Raw genomic sequence first — 17,136 nt, forward strand, 5'->3', positions numbered from 1 at the left:
GAGTTAACAAACCGGCCGCTGGCGCGAGGTCACTGTCGCGCGCGCGCGCTCTGATCGGTGGATCTTGCTTGCGAAGGCTCCGCCAGCTGGTCATCGACCGCATAGAGCGTGCAGGCGGGCGACCATTTCATGCAGGCCGCGAGCGAGTCGCGCCGGGCGTCGTCGGCTGTGGCGCGACCCGCGCGCCAGCCGTAACCGCCGTTCGGCGACACCGCAAAAGCCTTGTGCGGCAGCATGCTTGCGAGATAGCGCGCGAACTCGGCCCGCGCGGCCTCGTTGAGTTGGTGCGGCGGCGGCAGCGGATCGGGCAGTCTCAGGATGTCATGGCCGAGCCCCCGCTCGCGCAGGAAGGCGTCGAGATACGGGGTCCATTGCGGACGGCCCGCGACCGAATAGAGATAGTGGCCGTCGTCGCCGTAAGGCGGCGCTGCGATGAAGCTGGCGTTGCCGCCACCGGTGCGAAAGCCGTCATGGAGGCGGCGCGCGAGGTCGGGACCGAAATACGAATCGTTGGTCGCATAGACCCACAGCATCGGCACGCGCGAGGTCTTGCCGAAGGTGGTGAAGGCCTGCACCAGCCCATCCGGATTGCAGACATCGTCGTCGTCGCGCGAGCCGCGGCCGCCGGCGAAGCTGATCGCGGCGGCGAGACCGGGCGGGGCCTGCGCGCTCAGCGCGACTGTGGCGAGGCCGCCGGCGGAATGGCCGGCCGCGATCATGCCTGACGTCGTCACGTCGGCCCGGTGCGCCATCGCATCGATCGCGGCGCGCAGATCGGCAACGGCGACCGCAGCCGCCGGCAGGTACGCGGCCTTCGCGCAACCGCCGACGGTGTCGACGCGTCCGCCGGGCGAGGTGCCGTAGCCACGCCGCATCACGATCAGCGCGGCAAAGCCGCGCCGGGCATATTCCAGCGCGATGCCGTAATATTTGTGTGCCGACATGGTCGCGCGGTCCTCGAACTTGCGCGGCGAGCCGTGGCTGAGCAGCGCCAGCGGATAGCGCTTCGTTCCCGTCGGGCGCACCAGGAACGCCTCCAGCCCCTGCGGCCCCGCCTCCGCCATGGGGATGCGAAGGTCCTCGGTGTAGAATTCCGCTGCCCGCGCCGGCGCCACCGCCGCGACGAGGCCGGCGATCAGCAGAAGCAGCTTGCGTGACAGAGCCATAGGATGATTCGACGGGCCTCGATGGCGGGAAGCATAGCATGTCCTGTAGCCCGGATGAGCGAAGCGACATCCGGGGTAGATGGTCCCGCATGTCGCTGCGCTCATGCGGGCTACGGTAATCCCCAAGGAACGCCTTCCCCGCCGCGCGTGTTGTGCCCTTGGCGCGGCCCGGGCCGATGCTATGGTACTCCGTGATCTCTGTTGCGACAGGACGAGGATATTTCAGTGGCTGATGTTCATCCCGCGGCGGGCAAGCAGGCTTCGCCGGACGCGCTCACCAACATTCCGCGGCTGGTGACGGCCTATTTCGCGGGCAAGCCGGATGCGTCGGACCCCGCGCAGCGCGTGGCGTTCGGCACGTCGGGCCATCGCGGCACCTCGTTCAAGAACACGTTCAACGAAGGCCACATCCTCGCGACCACGCAGGCGATTTGTGATTACAGAAGAGAAAAGGGACTGACCGGCCCGCTCTTCATCGGCATCGATACCCACGCGCTGGCCGAGCCGGCGCTGGTCAGCGCCGTCGAGGTGTTCGCTGCCAACGGCGTCGAAATCATGATCGACAAGGATGGCGGCTACACGCCGACGCCCGTCATCTCGCACGCCATCCTCACCTACAACAAGGGCCGCACGAGCGGCCTCGCCGACGGCGTCGTCATCACGCCCTCCCACAATCCGCCCGAAGACGGCGGCTACAAATACAATCCGCCGCATGGCGGCCCGGCCGATACGGACGTGACCGGCGTCGTCGAGAAGTGCGCCAACGCCTATCTCGCCGGCGGCCTCGAGGACGTGAAGCGCATCGACTATGCCAAGGCGCGGAAGGCTTCGAATGTCCACACCTATGACTTCGTCACGCCTTTCGTCGCCGATCTCGGCAATGTCGTCGATCTCGATCTCGTCAAATCCGCCGGCGTCAATATCGGCATCGATCCGCTCGGCGGTGCCGCCGTGCACTACTGGCATCCGATCATCGAGCGCTACGGCCTGAACGCCACCGTCGTGAACGAGGCGATCGACCCGACCTTCCGCTTCATGACGGTGGACTGGGACGGCAAGATCCGCATGGACTGCTCCTCGCCTTACGCGATGGCGAGCCTGATCGGCATGCGCGACCGCTTCGACGTCGCCTTTGCCAACGACACCGACGCCGACCGCCACGGCATCGTCACCCGCACCGGTGGGTTGATGAATCCGAACCATTACCTGGCGACCGCGATCTCCTATCTGTTTGCGCATCGCCCGAATTGGGGCAAGGACGCCGCGATCGGCAAGACCGTGGTGTCGAGCTCGATCATCGATCGCGTCGCCAAGAAGCTCGGTCGCAAGCTGGTCGAGACGCCGGTCGGCTTCAAATGGTTCGTCGACGGCCTGCTCACCGGCGGCTTCGGCTTCGGCGGCGAGGAGAGTGCGGGGGCCTCGTTCCTGCGCCGCGACGGCACGGTGTGGACCACCGACAAGGACGGCGTCATTCTCGGCCTGTTGGCTGCCGAGATCATGGCGAAGACCGGTCGCGATCCCAGCCAGCTCTTTGGCGATCTCACCGCCGAGTTCGGCATGCCCCATTACGCGCGCATCGACGTTGCCGCGACCGGGCCGCAAAGGAACATCCTGAAGTCCGTCACACCCGAGCAACTCGGCCTCAAGGAGCTCGCCGGCGATCCGGTGCGCTCAACGCTGAGCAAGGCGCCTGGCAACGGCCAGCCGTTCGGCGGCATCAAGGTCGAAACCGATTTCGGCTGGTTCGCCGCAAGGCCGTCGGGGACGGAGGATGTCTACAAGATCTACGCCGAAAGCTTCCGCAGCCCCGATCACCTGACGCGAATTCAAGAAGAAGCCAAGGCCGGCCTGGCGAAGGTGTTCGCGGCGTAAGCGCGTCGAGGCCGAGCACTTTGGGCTTGCCGCTCCGACGGGAGCGCTCGCCGCATTCTCCGCTGTCATCACGCGCGAAAGCGGGTGATCGAGCACGCCGCGGCTTCAGTTGTTTGAACCCGATGTCCGCCGCTGGGTACTGGATTCCTCGCCTTCGCGGAGGATGACCCGCGGTTATGGATGTATACATCACATCGGTTATCGGTAATTAGATACAGCATCCTGGGCTTGAAGTGCCTCCGCTCATCCGCTATTGTATACATAGCGCATACATAAGCTGTGGGAGTGAGACCGATGACAAAACCCTTCCCCATGAACGCCTGGTACGCCGCCGCCTGGGACGCCGAGGTGAAGCCGGCGCTGTTGCCGCGGACGATCTGCGGCAAGCATGTCGTGATGTATCGGAAGGCCGACGGCTCGGTGGCCGCGCTGGAGGATGCCTGCTGGCATCGCCTGGTGCCGCTGTCCAAGGGCCGGCTCGAGGGCGACACCGTCGTCTGCGGCTATCATGGCCTGAAATACAATGCGCAGGGGCGCTGCACCTTCATGCCCTCGCAGGAGACCATCAACCCGTCGGCCTGCGTGCGCGCCTATCCCGTGGTCGAGCGCCACCGCTACATCTGGCTCTGGATGGGCGATCCTGCGCTCGCCGATCCCGCGCTCGTGCCCGACATGCACTGGAACGACGATCCCGCCTGGGCCGGCGATGGCAAGACCATCCGTGTCAATTGCGACTACCGCCTCGTGCTCGACAATCTCATGGATCTCACCCACGAGACGTTTGTGCACGGCTCCTCGATCGGCAATGATGCGGTCGCGGAAGCACCCTTCGACGTCACCCATGGCGAGAAGACGGTCACGGTGACGCGCTGGATGCGCGGCATCGAGGCTCCGCCGTTCTGGGCCAAGCAGCTCGGCAAGCCCGGCCTCGTCGACCGCTGGCAGATCATCCGTTTCGAAGCGCCGTGCACCATCGCCATCGACGTCGGCGTGGCGCCGACGGGCACCGGCGCGCCGGAAGGCGACCGCTCACAGGGCGTCAACGGCTTCGTGCTCAACACCATCACGCCGGAGACCGAGAAGACCTGCCATTACTTCTGGGCTTTCGTGCGCAATTATCGAATCAGTGAGCAGCGCATCACCACCGAGATCCGCGAGGGCGTCTCCGGCATCTTCCGTGAGGACGAGCTGATCCTCGAAGCGCAGCAGCGCGCGATGGACGAGAACCCCGACCGCATCTTCTACAACCTCAACATCGACGCCGGCGCGATGTGGTCGCGCAAGCTGATCGACCGCATGGTGGCGAAGGAAAACGCGCCGACCCACCTCCAGGCCGCGGAGTAGCAGGTCATGGCCGAGCGTGAAGTCGATCGCTCCATCTCGCAGACCGTGAAGGCGCAGCTCGCGCTGCGCGATCAGATCCTGTCGGGCACCTTGCGCCCGGGCGAGCGCATCTCCGAGCTTCAGGCGGTGGAGACAACAGGCGCCTCGCGCACGCCGGTGCGCATGGCGCTGGTGCGGCTGGAGGAGGAGGGCCTGCTGGAAGCCATCCCCTCCGGCGGCTTCATGGTGAAGGCGTTTTCCGAGCGCGACATCTCCGATTCCATCGAACTGCGCGGCACGCTGGAGGGCCTCGCCGCGCGCTTCGCCGCCGAGCGCGGCGTCTCCGCGCGCGAGCTTGAACCGCTGAAGGAGTGCCTTTCCGCAATCGACGAATTGCTCCGCCAGGTGCCGATCTCGGTCGATGCCTTCTCGTCCTATGTCACGCTGAATGCGCGCTTCCACGCGCTGCTCACGGAATTGTCGCGCAGCCCGCCCCTGATCCGCCAGATCGACCGCGCCTCCGCGCTGCCGTTCGCATCGCCAAGCGGCTTCGTGATGGCGCAGTCGGCGCTGCCCGAGGCGCAGCAGATCCTGATCATCGCCCAGGAGCACCATCGCGTCGTGATCGACGCCATCGAGAACCGCGAAGGCGCGCGCGCTGAGGCCATTATGCGCGAGCATGCCCGGCTCGCGGTGCGAAACTTGCGGCTCGCGCTGCGCAACCGCACCCATCTCGACCTCTTGCCGGCGCTCGCGCTGATCAAGACCGCAACCGATTGAGGGCAGTCACCATGCGCTTCATCGAAACCTGGATTCCGGCGACACTCGTCTCGACGCGCGATCTCGCGCCCGGCATCCGCGAATTTCTGATCAGGCCGGATCAGTTCGACGTCACGTCCTATCCGGTCGGCAGCCACATCAATGTCAGCCTCACCATCGACGGCCTGCCGGAGACGCGGTCTTATTCGCTGGTCGGCGAAGCCTCTTCGCATGGCTTCAAGATCGCGGTGCGCCGCGCTGAGGATTCCCGCGGCGGCTCGCGCTACATGTGGCAGCTCGCACCCGGCGCGCGGCTCGACATCACCCAGCCCGCCTCGCTGCTTGCTGTGGACTGGGCGCGCGAAAACTACTGCCTGATCGCCGGCGGCATCGGCATCACCCCGATCCTCGGCGCGGCGCAGGCACTGGCGCGGCGCGGGGTGGATGTCACGCTGCACTATGCCGTGCGCTCGCGCCGTGAGGCCGCCTATCTCGACGATCTCGCCGCGATGCTTGGTGACCGCCTCGTCGTTCATGCCAGCGACGAAGGCAACCGGCTCGATCTCGACGCCCTGTTTGCTTCACTGCCGCGAGGAACGCTGACCCTGTTCTGTGGCCCGATGCGCATGCTTGATGCTGCGCGCCATGCCTGGAGCGGCGCCGGCCATCCACTGCCCGATCTCCGCTACGAGACCTTCGGCTCCAGCGGCACGCTGCCGACCGAGACCTTTCGCGTGCGGTTGAAGGACTCGAACATCGAGCTCGAGATCCCGCGCGAGCGCTCGATGCTGGACGTGCTCAACGCCAGCGGCCATGACGTGATGTACGACTGCAAACGCGGCGAATGCGGCCTCTGCGCCATCGACGTGGTCGCGGTCGACGGCGAGATCGATCATCGCGACGTCTTCTTCAGCGACCATCAGAAGCAGAGCAACCAGAAGATCTGCGCCTGCGTCTCCCGCGCGCGGGGGACAATCACCGTGGACACGCTGCTGCGGGCGGACGCGATCTGATCGAGCCGGGGCCGATACTATTGGGATGAAAAGGGCGGCGCCGCGGTCTCCACCTCTCCCGCTTGCGGGAGAGGTCGGCGCGAAGCGCCGGGTGAGGGCTCTGTCCTCTGGGGGAATCCCTCTGTGGAAATACCCTCTCCCCAACCCTCCCCCGCAGGCGGGGGAGGGAGCGCACCGGCTTTCGTGGCAACACGAATCCCAAGCCATCGCACCTACGCGGCGTAAATCGCCCGAAGGTTCTTCGTATCCAGCAGCGCCAGCACGCCATCCGCCGCCACCGGCCGGCTGACGAGATAGCCCTGCACCTCGTCGCAACTGATCTGGCGCAGATATTCGAGCTGGTCGGCGGTCTCGACGCCCTCTGCCACCACGCCGATGTTGAGGTCGCGCGCGAGCGAAATCACTGACTTCACGATCGCGGCGCAGTCCGGCTGCATCAGCATGTCGCGGATGAAGGACTGGTCGATCTTGATGCGGCTGAACGGCAGCTTGCGCAGGTATGTCAGTGAGGAGAAGCCGGTGCCGAAATCGTCGAGCGCCAAGGTGACGCCGAGCTCCAGCAGCGCGTTCAGGACCGTCTCGGCCGAGCCGTATTTCGACAGCAGCATCGATTCCGTGATCTCGATCTCGAGCCGGTGCGGGGCGATCTTGGCATCGGCGAGCGCCTGCACGATGATCTGGAGGATGCCCGTGTTGTGGAACTGCGCCGCGGAGAAATTCACGGCGACCCTGATCTCTTCCGGCCATTGCGCCACGGTCGCGCAGGCGCGGCGGATCACCCATTCGCCGATCTCGTGGATCAGCCCGGTCTCCTCCGCGATTGGTATGAATTCACTCGGCGGCACTAGTCCGCGCGAAGGATGCTGCCAGCGCAACAGCGCCTCGAAGCCGGTGATCCGGTTGTCGCGGAGATCGAGGAACGGCTGGAACACCAGGAACAGCTCGTTTCGCGCGATCGCACCTCGGAGGTCTGACTGCAGCGCCTTGCGGTCGCGTGACACCCTGTCGTCGCTGGCCTCGAAAAAGCGGATCGTGCCGGGTCCCGCTTTCTTGGCGCGATAGAGCGCGGCATCGGCATTCTTCATGACGTCGAGCTGCGTGCTGCCGTCGCGTGGCGCCAGCACGATGCCAATGCTGGTCGCGCCGGCGATCTGCCGGCCTTCGATCTGGAACGGTTCAGTGAAGACCGCGACGAATCGTTCGGCGATTTCGAGCGCATCCTCCGGCCGCGCCAGATTGGCCATCACGAGTGCAAACTCGTCGCCGCCGATGCGCGCGACGTGCTCGGCTGCGCGCGTGCAGCGTTGCAGGCGGCCTGCGACCTGCACCAAAAACTCGTCGCCGGCAGGATGGCCGAACTTGTCGTTGACCTCCTTGAAGCGGTCGAGGTCGAGCAAGAGCACTGCGAACTCCTCGCCTGACAAGGCGAGTCGCTTCAGCGCGGCGTCGAGCGTCTCGTTGAAGGCGAAGCGATTGGGCAGCTGCGTCAGCGGGTCCTGGCGCACCGTGCGCTCCGCCTCGATCTGCCGTATCACGCGCCGCGCGAACGCGAACGAATTGACGAACACGCTGCGCAGCAGCACGCTGCCATAGACCACGACGAGAAAGGCGATCAGCAGGAAGGCCAGGTCGCCGTTCCTGCCGAGGCAAATCGCGATGCCGACGAAGATCGGGGCCGTGAAGGTGATGGCCGCGATCGGGATCGTGGCGAAGGCCAGCGCGCCGCCGGCCAGCATGCCCGAGCACAGGCAGGTGATGACGAGCTGACCACCGGTCGAAGCATTGGCGAAGAAGGCGACCGGGACGATGCCCCAGGCGGAGCCAAGGATGAAGGCGTTGCGCACCAGCCGGTGCATGGCTCTGCGCGAGACGAATTGCGGCTTGGTGATGCGGCGCGCCCTGTGGGATTGCAGGCCAAATCCGATCGCGGCGCCGGCGACAGCCGCCGCCCAGATCAGGGCAGGCATCCTGTCCGGCGACTGCCACAGCGCGATGGCGAGCACGATCGCGTTGCAGGCGTTGGCGAGCATGATGCCGACCGAATAGCCGAGCACCAGCGACATCTGTTCGGCACGGATGTTGCCCGCCACGGCTTCGTCCGTTGCGGGACCGCCGAACGCCGAGAGATCGCCGGCGAATAGCCGCGCGAAATAGGTGGTCAGTTGAGTCCGCATTCCAGAGCCTAGCAGCAGGGCCGTTCGTCCAGCTCGATCCGCAGAATTCGCTGCAAACCTTTGACGAACTATGAATTTTCCACGCCTGGTGGCGATCCCCGCGATCACTTCCAGGTGGCAAAGCCCACGTATCGATAACAAATCGATACAAATGCGCGTCCGCGGTGTTACGAGGGCTCTCACATCGTAGCATCCACGAGGTCGTCATGCCCGGGCTTGTCCCGGGCATCCACGTTCTGCGACGCGCGTGGCTAGACGTGGATGGCCGGGACAAGCCCGGCCATGACGCCTGGGAGGCTTCAGCGCTTCAAGCTTTGATGCCCATCGATTGCCTCCAGCGATCGTGGAGGTTCACCGCCCCAATTGCTTCGGATCGTAGTAGAACCGCTCCTCGATCAACTGATCGCCCCGCCAGGTCTGCCAGGCGATCTCGTCGAGCGTCCGCGTCACCCCTTCGGCATTCGTGAAACTGAATCTCCAGCGGGTCGCGACGTGGTCGCCCTCGATCAGGCTCGGCCCGATCCGCTCGGCCTTGACCTCATTGGTGGCCGCCAGCACGCCGCGCTCCTTGGCGACGAGCTTGTCGCGGCCGACCGTCGGAGCGGCGTTGTTCTCGTAGGTCACGGCATCAGGCGTGCAGAACTGCTCGATCGCGCCGACGAAGTCCCCGTCCTCCAGGCGCTTGGCAAAGGCTTCGACGACCTCGCGGCTCGGCATGGCGCACCTCACGATAAAACCGACTGTAAGTCGGTAAATACCGACCGGTAGTCGGAAAGTCAACTGGCTGCCGATGGCCGAATGGACTAGACGAGACACATGGCGAAACAGGCGGAACGGCGCGCGGCGACCACTGAAGCGATCCTCACGGCGGCGCGCCGCCTGTTCGGCACGCACGGCTTCGCCGCCAGCACCATGGACGAGATCGCCGAGGCCGCCCGCATCGCAAAGGGCGCGGTCTATCATCACTTCAAGACCAAGGAGGCGGTGTTCGAGGCCGTGTTCGACCTGGTCTCGCGCGACCTCGTGATCGAGATCGACAGCACAGCGCGCACCGAAAAGGACGTGCTCGCCGCGATGGTCGCCGGCACCCAGCATTACTTTGCCGCGACCGCCAAGGGCCCGACCGGCCAGATCATCCTGCGCGACGGTCCGGCCGTGCTCGGCTGGGAGCGCTGGCGCGAGATCGATGCGCAGCACTTCGGCGGCAAGATGCCGCGCGCGCTCTCCGCAGCGATGGAGGCCGGCCTGATCGCCCGGCAGCCGGTCGAGCCCTTGGCGCGACTGCTGCTCGGCGCGGTGACGGAGGCCGCGGTCGCCTGCGCTGGCCGTGCCGATATCGCAACGGCAGGCGCGGAATATGCCCGTGCGTTCAAGTCGCTGGTCGAGGCGCTGCGCGTCAAGCAATGATTGTGCTACTGACGTCAACGGAAACGCCAACACAACAAGAAGAACAGTAGCGCATGAACGCAAATTCCTCTCTCGCACCCAGCGATCCCGAGTTCGACTACATCATCGTCGGCGCCGGCTCCGCCGGTTGCGTGCTGGCCAACAGGCTCTCTGCGAGCGGCAAGCACAGCGTGCTCCTGCTCGAGGCAGGCCCGAAGGACTCCAACATCTGGATCCACGTCCCGCTCGGCTACGGAAAGCTGTTCAAGGAAAAGACCGTCAACTGGATGTACCAGACCGAGCCGGAGCCCGAATTGAAGGGCCGCCAGGTGTTCCAGCCGCGCGGCAAGACGCTGGGCGGATCGAGCTCGATAAACGGCCTGCTCTATGTCCGTGGTCAGCACGAGGACTATGACCGCTGGCGCCAGCTCGGCAACACGGGCTGGGGTTATGACGATGTGCTGCCCTATTTCAAGAAGGCCGAGAACCAGTCGCGCGGCGCCGATCACTATCACGGCACGGGCGGACCGCTGCCGGTCTCCAATATGATCGTGACCGATCCTTTGTCGAAGGCTTTCATCGATGCCGCCGTCGAGACCGGTCTGCCCTACAATCCCGACTTCAATGGTGCGACGCAGGAAGGCGTCGGTCTGTTCCAGACCACGACGCGCAACGGCCGGCGCGCCTCGACGGCGGTGGCCTATCTCGGCCCCGCGAAGACGCGCAGCAACCTCAAGATCGAGACGGGCGCGCTCGCCCAGCGCATCCTGTTCGAGAGGCGCCGCGCCGTCGGTGTCGAGTACCAGCAAGGTGCTGCCTTGCGCCGCGCGCGGGCGCGCAACGAGATCGTGCTGTCGAGCGGGGCCTACAACTCGCCGCAGCTGCTCCAGCTCTCCGGCGTCGGCCCTGGCGATCTCCTGCGCAAGCACGGCCTCGAGGTGGTGCTGGACGCACCGGGCGTCGGTCACGACCTTCAGGACCACATGCAAGTCCGCATCGTGATGCGGTGCTCGCAGAAGGTCACGCTGAACGACACCATCAATCATCCGCTTCGTCGCACCATGGCCGGCGCGCGCTATGCGCTGTTCCGGAAGGGCTGGTTGACGATCGCGGCCGGTACGGCGGGTGCGTTCTTCAAAACCAGTCCGCGGCTGGCTTCGCCAGACATCCAGGTGCATTTCCTGCCGTTCTCGACCGACAAGATGGGCGAGAAGCTGCACGATTTCTCCGGCTTCACCGCCTCGGTGTGCCAGCTCCGTCCCGAGAGCCGCGGGACCTTGCGCATCAAGAGCGCGGACCCGACCGTGCCACCGGAGATCCGCATCAACTACATGTCAACCGAGACCGACCGCACCACCAACGTCGAAGGCATCAAGATCCTGCGCAAGATCCTGAACGCGCCGGCGCTGAAGCCGTTCGTGATCAGCGAGTACGACCCCGGGGCGAAGGTATCCACGGATGCCGAGATCCTGGATTATTGCCGCGAGCGCGGCAGCACCATCTACCATCCGACCTCGACCTGTCGTATGGGCAACGACGCGCTTGCGGTGGTCGATCAGCGGTTGAAGGTGAGGGGGCTCGAGGGCCTTCGCGTCGTCGACGGCTCGATCATGCCGGACCTGGTGTCGGGGAACACCAACGCGCCGATCATCATGATCGCCGAAAAGGCCTCCGACATGATATTGGAGGATGCGCGGTAGATCCCCATCGCGAAAGGACCAGGGCTTGGCTACTCGATTCAAGATCGGCACACGCAAGAGCGCCATGGCGCTGGCGCAGACGGAAGAGATCGCGCGCCGTCTGACCGCCGCCGTGCCCGGTCTCGACGTCGAGATCGTCAAGTGCGACACCACGGGCGATCTCGATCAGACCAGCAAGCTCTTGCCGCACGGCGGCAAGGGTGGTGCCTTCGTGGCGCAGATCCGCGCCGCCGTGCTGTCGGGCGAATTGCAGGCGGCGATGCATTCGCTGAAGGACATGCCGGGCAACGAGGACACGCCTGGCCTCGTCATCGGCGCCACGCTGTCGCGCGATCCGCCTGGCGATGCGCTGGTGCTGCGCGACGGTGTGACGCTGGAGACGCTGCGCCAGGCGCGCGGCAGGGGTTTCAAGATCGGGACCAACGCGGTGCGCCGAGCGGCCTATGCGCGGCGGTTGTTCCCGGAGGTGGAAGTGATCCATTTCCGCGGGGCCGCCGACACCCGCGTGCGAAAACTCGACAATGGCGAGAAGCAGCGCCTGCCGGATGGCGGCGCCGTGGGGCCGGCGGATGCGTTGATCATGGCGCGTTCGGGCCTCGACCGCGTCGGACTTGCCGGCCGCATCGCGTACGAATTCACTGCGGCGGAGATGCTGCCGGCGGCAGGGCAGGGCATCGTCGCAGTCGAATGCGCGGCGCAGGACTGGCAGACCCGACAGATCCTGTCATCGATCGACGATCCCTTGGCGCACGCCTCTGCGGATGCCGAGCGTGAGGTGCTGTGGGTGCTCAACGGTCACTGCAATTCGCCTGTGGCGAGCTACTCGACCATCGCCGGCGGTCAGATGTCGCTCACCGCCTCCGTGCTCGACCTCTCCGGCAACACCATCATCGAAGCCTCGCGCACCGGGCCGGCCGATCGCCCGCGTGAGCTCGGCCGTGCGGTGGGACTCGATTTGCTGGCGAAGGGGGCGGCGGAGATCATCGAGCGCAGTCGGCCGCGCTGAGCCTTGCGGCGAGAGCACAACCGACCATTGTACGATTCTGCGCCTGTTTTGCCCGACGTGTCAAAGGCGCTCGTGCGCCGCACCATAGCGGCCCAGATTTTTCAATGACTTGCCTACTGTGCATGGGGTTGTTTTCGCACTTTTTTGTTTCCGCCTCCTGAGAGGCGGAAAGATCACCCCCGCACCCGCTTGATCATCTGCTCGACATGGGCGATCGGCGTCTCCGGCTGGATGCCGTGACCGAGGTTGAAGATCAGCCGCCCTTGGGCAAAATTGGCCAGCACGTCGTCGACCGCGCCGTCGAGCGCGGCGCCGCCCGTGATCAGCACCAAGGGATCGAGATTGCCCTGCACCGCGACCTTGCTCTGCACGCGCTCGCGGATGAAGGCCGGCTCCGCGGTCCAGTCGATACTGACGCCGTTGACGCCGGTTGCCTCGACGTAAGCGGGCAGCAGCGCGCCGGCCCCGCGCGGAAAGCCGACGATCTTCGCATCCGGCACCTTCGCGCGCACGCCCTCCACGATGCGCCGCGTCGGTTCGGTCGACCAGCGCGCGAACTCGGTTGGCGGCAGCACGCCGGCCCAGGTGTCGAAGATCTGCAACGCGTCGGCACCGGCGGCGAGCTGCGCCAGCAGATATTCGATCGAGCTGTCGACCAGCACGTCGATGATTTTGGAAAACGCTTCGGGATGCCGGTACGCCATCATCCGGGCCGGCGCCTGATCCGGCGTGCCGTGGCCAGCGACCATGTAGGTCGCCACCGTCCATGGCGCTCCGCAGAAGCCGATCAGCGCGACCTCGGGAGCAAGCGCGCCACGCACGATCTTCAGCGCGTCGAACACCGGTTGAAGCTTGCCGAGATCGGCGCGCGGCGCCAGCGTCGCGACCTTGGCCGGATCGTCGAGCGGCTCGAGCCGCGGGCCTTCGCCGACCTCGAACCGCACCGAGCGTCCGAGCGCATAGGGGATCACCAGGATGTCCGAGAAGATGATCGCCGCGTCGAAACCGAACCTTCGGATCGGCTGCAGCGTGACCTCGGCGGCAAGCTCCGGATTGAAGCAGAGATCGAGGAAGCCGCCGGCCTTGGCGCGCACCTCGCGATATTCCGGAAGGTAGCGCCCGGCCTGACGCATCATCCAGACGGGCGGGATGGTCTGGCGCTCGCCGGAGAGCACATCGATGAAAGGCTTTTTCGCAGACTTGGGCACGAACGGTCCTGATCTAGATTTGAGGTTCCTGATACACCGCCAAAGGTCCGAGCGGAACAGGGGAACCGAGGCAAATGCGCCGCGTTGACCGGCGAATGGAGGAGGATCTCATGGCTGAGACATTCAATCCCGCCCCGCACGACAAGCACGCCGAAGATCTGCGCGAGGCGCTCGCTGCCGATCGCAACGCCAAGCTCGACGCCGGGCTGAAGGATACGTTCCCGGCTTCAGATCCCGTAAGCGCCGCGCAGCCGACGCCCTCGAAGGCCGATGCGGATGCTGACCATCCCTCGCTCTGGGAGAGGGTTAAGGCCATCTTCAGCTAGCGGCGTCACGCGCGCCGGATTCCGATAGGCTTGCTAATCTCTTGTTAGCGATGCGGCGATCGTTGCGCCCGTAAGACTACTGGAAACCGCGGAGATCACCGCGTATTGCGGCGGCGGTTTCAGACTTCAATAACAGAAGCGGCAGAGTTTCCGAACGATCGGAGAAGCCTGCCGCATGAGTGCTGCTACCCAACGAGCTGGATGGAGCCGCCTGCCGCTGCGCGCGGCGGCTTTCGTCGTGCTGACCTGCACGACCATCCTCGGCGTCAGCGGTTGGCGCGAGTGGGCGGCACGCGACGCGGTGCTCAAGGCCGCCGAGACGGAGATGGCGAACGTCGCCCGTTCGCTGACCCAGCATGCCGAGGACAGCCTCGATCTCCTGGATTCCGGTGTGGTCGGCGTGGTCAGCCGGTTGGAGATGGATGGCACTGGACCGGCCACGATCGCCAAGCTCGGCAACCTCCTGGAAGCGCGCAGAAGGGCGATCGCGCGTATCCACAGCCTTGCCATCATCGACGATCAGGGCAACTGGCTGACCTCGCCCGGTACGATCGGCTCGACCTTCAGCGACGATGCGTTCTTCCGATATCACCAGCTCTCGCCGAAGCGCGAGGCCCTTGTCGGCCGTCCCGTGAAGAGCCTGATCGACGGCGAATGGGTCGTCACCCTGTCGCGCCGCTTCAACAAGCCGGACGGCAGCTTCGGTGGCGTGGTGCTCGCGACCATCAGCTCCCGATACCTCGCGCACTTCTACGAGCAATTCGAGATCGGCCGCAACAGCTCCGTGGCGCTGATGCACGGCGACGGCCTGATCGTCGCGCGCAATCCGCGCAACGACAAGTTCGTCGGCCGCAGCGTTGCCGACGCCCCGCTGTTTAGCGATCCAAGCCTGCAACGGCCGAGCGGAGTCTATCATTTCAAGTCGCCGCTGGACGGCGCCGAACGCGTCAGCTTCTTCAATCGCAGCAGCCGTTTCCCGCTCCTGCTGCTCGCCACCGTCGACAAGGACGAATTGCTCGCGCCCTGGCGCGCCGCGGCAATTTCCCGCATGCTCTACGTGCTCGCGCTGGTGATGCTGATCGCTGTCATCGGCGGCGTGCTGGTGCGGCAGTTGCAGCGGGGCCAGCGCATGGCCGTCGCGCTGGCCGAGAAGGAGGCGCATTTCCGCCTGCTCGCCGAAGGCTCCAGTGACATGGTGACGCGCATCGGGCTCGACGAGCGGCTGCGCTATGTCTCGCCCTCCTCGGTCCGCATCGTCGGTTGGCGCCCCGATCAGCTGATCGGCACGCCGGCGCTTGCCGGTATCAATCCGGAGGATCTGCCGGAGGTCCAGGCGATCGTCGACACCATGAAGCGTGGCGAGAAGGAGGAGGCGCGCCTCACCTACCGCAACTCGCACCGGGAGAACGGCGAAATCTGGCTGGAATCGACCATGCGGGTGACGCGCAAGGACAATGGCCGCATCGACGGTGTGGTCGCGATCTCCCGCGACATCACCGAGCACAAGAAGCTGGAAACCAGGCTCGAGACGCTTGCGATCGAGGACAGCCTCACCGGCCTTGCCAATCGCCGCCGCTTCGACGAGCGGTTGAAGGAGGAATGGGCGCGGGCCTATCGCGACCGCTCCAGCCTTGGTCTGCTGATGATCGATGTGGACCACTTCAAGGCCTACAACGATGAATACGGCCATCCCGCGGGCGATGCCTGCCTGCGCCGGATCGCAAAGATCATCGCGGCCGAAACGCAGCGTGCCGGCGATCTGGCGGCGCGCTATGGCGGCGAGGAATTCGCCGTGCTGCTGCCGAACATCGACGCCGCGGGCTGCGCGATGGTTGGCGAACGGATCCGCAATGCGATTCACGAGGCCGGCCTCGTTCATGCCAGCAATCATGCGACCGGCTGCGTCACGGCTTCGCTCGGCGGCGCCGCCTGCCGGCCGGTGCTGGAGCGAACCGCAGGAGTCGCTACACTGGTGGAGGCCGCCGACCGGGCGCTCTACGCCGCAAAGGATGCAGGCCGCGACCGCCTGGTGATGTCTGGCGAGGTCATGAACCTGCTGCCCAAGGCGTCCGGCCAGTAACACCGCTCAATAATGCGGTGGACGCTCGTTGGCAGGTCCCGGCGCGTTTGCCTCGGCCTCCTGGAGCCGCTCATTGAGCTGGGCGATCTGCCGCGTCAGCGCGTCGATCTGCTTCCACTGTGCGGTGATGGTCTGGTTCAACGTCTCGATCGTGTCGTCCTGGTAGGCGAGGCGCGTCTCCAGCGTGTCGATGCGCTCGCTCAGCGTCTTGATCTCATTCGTCACGGCCGTGCCCCAATTCCTGTTCGCGCAGGCCTCGTTCGCGCAAGCCATGGCCGAGCGCCACGCGCTCGTCGAACACGAAGCATTCGCCGCGCCAGCGGCTCTCCGCCTCCGGCACCTCCTCGAGATATTTGAGGATGCCGCCCTTGAGGTGATAGACCTCGGCAAAGCCGCGCGCGAGCAGATGCGCGCTCGCCTTCTCGCAGCGGATGCCGCCGGTGCAGAACATCGCGATCCTGCGGTGCTTTGCAGGATCAAGCTCAACTGCGGCAAAGTCTTTGAACTGGCCAAAGCTCTTGATGCCAGGGTCGACCGCGCCCTCGAATGTCCCCATGGCCACTTCGAAGGCGTTGCGGGTGTCGAGCAGCAGCGTGTCGGGCGTCGCAATCAGCGCGTTCCACTCGGCGGCATCGACATAGGTGCCCACCTGGCGGGTCGGATCGGCAGTCTCGTCGCCGAGCGTGACGATCTCCTTCTTGAGCCGCACCTTGAGCCGTCCGAACGGCATCGCTTCCGCAGTCGAGAATTTCAATTCGAGATTGTCGAGCCGGCCGCCGAACATGTCGCCGTGTGCGAGTTCACGGGCGAAGGCATCGATCGCCTCCGGCGTACCGGCGACCGTGCCGTTGACGCCCTCCTGCGCCAGCAACACGCTGCCCTTCAGATGAAGGCCAGCGCAGAACGCGCGCAACGGCTCGCGCAGCTCGCGGTAATCGGGGAGGGCGACGAATTGATAGAAGGCCGCGACCTTGGTGGCCGAATTCTGATCAGACATGGCGGCTCGTTTAGCAGGCGGCGGCCCTCCGGAAAACCCGCACGGCGGCTTGCTTCGAAAATCCATACGCCCAGCGGATGGCAGCCATTTGCCTGGTATGCCAGCATTGCCCCGCCGGGCGGGAAT

The 17,136-nt window shown here is 65.5% G+C and carries 15 protein-coding genes; 9 read left to right on the plus strand and 6 right to left on the minus strand.

Annotated features, from left to right (window positions below; all coding sequences use genetic code 11):
• Window positions 1–29: 29 nt before the first annotated feature.
• Complete coding sequence (locus P6U29_RS09305) at window positions 30–1,166, minus strand: alpha/beta hydrolase family protein (RefSeq protein ID WP_407117314.1); 1,137 nt, start codon at window positions 1,164–1,166, stop codon at window positions 30–32.
• Window positions 1,167–1,391: 225 nt separating this feature from the next.
• Between P6U29_RS09305 and pgm the strand changes: the two genes are divergently transcribed.
• From pgm to P6U29_RS09325, 4 genes are all read left to right on the plus strand, one after another.
• Window positions 1,392–3,038, plus strand: coding sequence for a phosphoglucomutase (alpha-D-glucose-1,6-bisphosphate-dependent) (gene pgm, locus P6U29_RS09310; RefSeq protein ID WP_407117315.1), 1,647 nt, complete (start codon window positions 1,392–1,394; stop codon window positions 3,036–3,038).
• Window positions 3,039–3,332: 294 nt separating this feature from the next.
• Window positions 3,333–4,382, plus strand: coding sequence for a Rieske 2Fe-2S domain-containing protein (locus tag P6U29_RS09315; protein ID WP_407117316.1), 1,050 nt, complete (start codon window positions 3,333–3,335; stop codon window positions 4,380–4,382).
• A 6-nt stretch (window positions 4,383–4,388) separates the two neighbouring features.
• Window positions 4,389–5,141 carry a GntR family transcriptional regulator gene (locus P6U29_RS09320; RefSeq protein ID WP_407117317.1) on the plus strand — a complete coding sequence of 251 codons (753 nt, stop codon included), beginning with the start codon at window positions 4,389–4,391 and terminating at the stop codon, window positions 5,139–5,141.
• An 11-nt stretch (window positions 5,142–5,152) separates the two neighbouring features.
• Window positions 5,153–6,133: a PDR/VanB family oxidoreductase gene (locus P6U29_RS09325; RefSeq protein WP_407117318.1), complete on the plus strand. Its 981-nt coding sequence runs from the start codon at window positions 5,153–5,155 to the stop codon at window positions 6,131–6,133.
• A gap of 212 nt (window positions 6,134–6,345) precedes the next feature.
• On the opposite strand, the gene P6U29_RS09330 is transcribed toward P6U29_RS09325, so the two are convergent.
• Both P6U29_RS09330 and P6U29_RS09335 read right to left on the minus strand, forming a co-directional pair.
• Complete coding sequence (locus P6U29_RS09330) at window positions 6,346–8,307, minus strand: putative bifunctional diguanylate cyclase/phosphodiesterase (RefSeq protein ID WP_407117319.1); 1,962 nt, start codon at window positions 8,305–8,307, stop codon at window positions 6,346–6,348.
• 351 nt (window positions 8,308–8,658) lie between these two features.
• Window positions 8,659–9,024: a nuclear transport factor 2 family protein gene (locus P6U29_RS09335; protein ID WP_407117320.1), complete on the minus strand. Its 366-nt coding sequence runs from the start codon at window positions 9,022–9,024 to the stop codon at window positions 8,659–8,661.
• A gap of 99 nt (window positions 9,025–9,123) precedes the next feature.
• On the opposite strand from P6U29_RS09335, the gene P6U29_RS09340 reads away from it, so the two are divergent.
• The 3 genes from P6U29_RS09340 to hemC are packed head-to-tail and all read left to right on the plus strand — an operon-like array spanning window position 9,124 to window position 12,399.
• Window positions 9,124–9,714 (plus strand): TetR/AcrR family transcriptional regulator, encoded by a 591-nt coding sequence (locus P6U29_RS09340; protein WP_407117321.1) that lies wholly within the window; start codon window positions 9,124–9,126, stop codon window positions 9,712–9,714.
• 53 nt (window positions 9,715–9,767) lie between these two features.
• Window positions 9,768–11,393 (plus strand): GMC family oxidoreductase, encoded by a 1,626-nt coding sequence (locus tag P6U29_RS09345; protein WP_407117322.1) that lies wholly within the window; start codon window positions 9,768–9,770, stop codon window positions 11,391–11,393.
• 25 nt (window positions 11,394–11,418) lie between these two features.
• On the plus strand, window positions 11,419–12,399 hold the full coding sequence (gene hemC / locus P6U29_RS09350; RefSeq protein WP_407117323.1) for a hydroxymethylbilane synthase: 981 nt from the start codon (window positions 11,419–11,421) through the stop codon (window positions 12,397–12,399).
• Window positions 12,400–12,572: 173 nt separating this feature from the next.
• On the opposite strand, the gene hemE is transcribed toward hemC, so the two are convergent.
• Complete coding sequence (gene hemE / locus P6U29_RS09355) at window positions 12,573–13,607, minus strand: uroporphyrinogen decarboxylase (RefSeq protein WP_407117324.1); 1,035 nt, start codon at window positions 13,605–13,607, stop codon at window positions 12,573–12,575.
• Between the two features lie 110 nt (window positions 13,608–13,717).
• Here hemE and P6U29_RS09360 point away from each other — a divergent pair, with 110 nt between their 5' ends.
• Both P6U29_RS09360 and P6U29_RS09365 read left to right on the plus strand, forming a co-directional pair.
• Window positions 13,718–13,933, plus strand: coding sequence for a hypothetical protein (locus P6U29_RS09360; RefSeq protein ID WP_407117325.1), 216 nt, complete (start codon window positions 13,718–13,720; stop codon window positions 13,931–13,933).
• Between the two features lie 175 nt (window positions 13,934–14,108).
• Window positions 14,109–16,013: a diguanylate cyclase gene (locus P6U29_RS09365; protein ID WP_407117326.1), complete on the plus strand. Its 1,905-nt coding sequence runs from the start codon at window positions 14,109–14,111 to the stop codon at window positions 16,011–16,013.
• Window positions 16,014–16,019: 6 nt separating this feature from the next.
• Here P6U29_RS09365 and P6U29_RS09370 read toward each other — a convergent pair whose 3' ends face one another.
• Together P6U29_RS09370 and P6U29_RS09375 are read right to left on the minus strand one after the other, a co-directional pair.
• Entirely contained in the window at window positions 16,020–16,238 is a 219-nt protein-coding gene (locus P6U29_RS09370; RefSeq protein WP_407117327.1) for a SlyX family protein, read from the minus strand.
• Window positions 16,228–17,010 (minus strand): rhodanese-related sulfurtransferase, encoded by a 783-nt coding sequence (locus P6U29_RS09375; protein WP_407117328.1) that lies wholly within the window; start codon window positions 17,008–17,010, stop codon window positions 16,228–16,230. Before P6U29_RS09375 ends, P6U29_RS09370 begins: the two co-directional genes overlap by 11 nt.
• Window positions 17,011–17,136 lie beyond the last annotated feature (126 nt).

It is taken from the genome of Bradyrhizobium sp. LMG 9283, assembly GCF_045571415.1.
Taxonomy (GTDB): domain Bacteria; phylum Pseudomonadota; class Alphaproteobacteria; order Rhizobiales; family Xanthobacteraceae; genus Bradyrhizobium.

Bases quoted from the DNA above. Each gene is read 5' to 3' on its own strand.
- P6U29_RS09305 (WP_407117314.1), bottom strand. From the start codon at position 1,166: ATGGCTCTGTCACGCAAGCTGCTTCTGCTGATCGCCGGCCTCGTCGCG.
- P6U29_RS09315 (WP_407117316.1), top strand. From the start codon at position 3,333: ATGACAAAACCCTTCCCCATGAACGCCTGGTACGCCGCCGCCTGGGAC.
- P6U29_RS09320 (WP_407117317.1), top strand. From the start codon at position 4,389: ATGGCCGAGCGTGAAGTCGATCGCTCCATCTCGCAGACCGTGAAGGCG.
- P6U29_RS09325 (WP_407117318.1), top strand. From the start codon at position 5,153: ATGCGCTTCATCGAAACCTGGATTCCGGCGACACTCGTCTCGACGCGC.
- P6U29_RS09330 (WP_407117319.1), bottom strand. From the start codon at position 8,307: ATGCGGACTCAACTGACCACCTATTTCGCGCGGCTATTCGCCGGCGAT.
- P6U29_RS09335 (WP_407117320.1), bottom strand. From the start codon at position 9,024: ATGCCGAGCCGCGAGGTCGTCGAAGCCTTTGCCAAGCGCCTGGAGGAC.
- P6U29_RS09340 (WP_407117321.1), top strand. From the start codon at position 9,124: ATGGCGAAACAGGCGGAACGGCGCGCGGCGACCACTGAAGCGATCCTC.
- P6U29_RS09345 (WP_407117322.1), top strand. From the start codon at position 9,768: ATGAACGCAAATTCCTCTCTCGCACCCAGCGATCCCGAGTTCGACTAC.
- P6U29_RS09360 (WP_407117325.1), top strand. From the start codon at position 13,718: ATGGCTGAGACATTCAATCCCGCCCCGCACGACAAGCACGCCGAAGAT.
- P6U29_RS09365 (WP_407117326.1), top strand. From the start codon at position 14,109: ATGAGTGCTGCTACCCAACGAGCTGGATGGAGCCGCCTGCCGCTGCGC.
- P6U29_RS09375 (WP_407117328.1), bottom strand. From the start codon at position 17,010: ATGTCTGATCAGAATTCGGCCACCAAGGTCGCGGCCTTCTATCAATTC.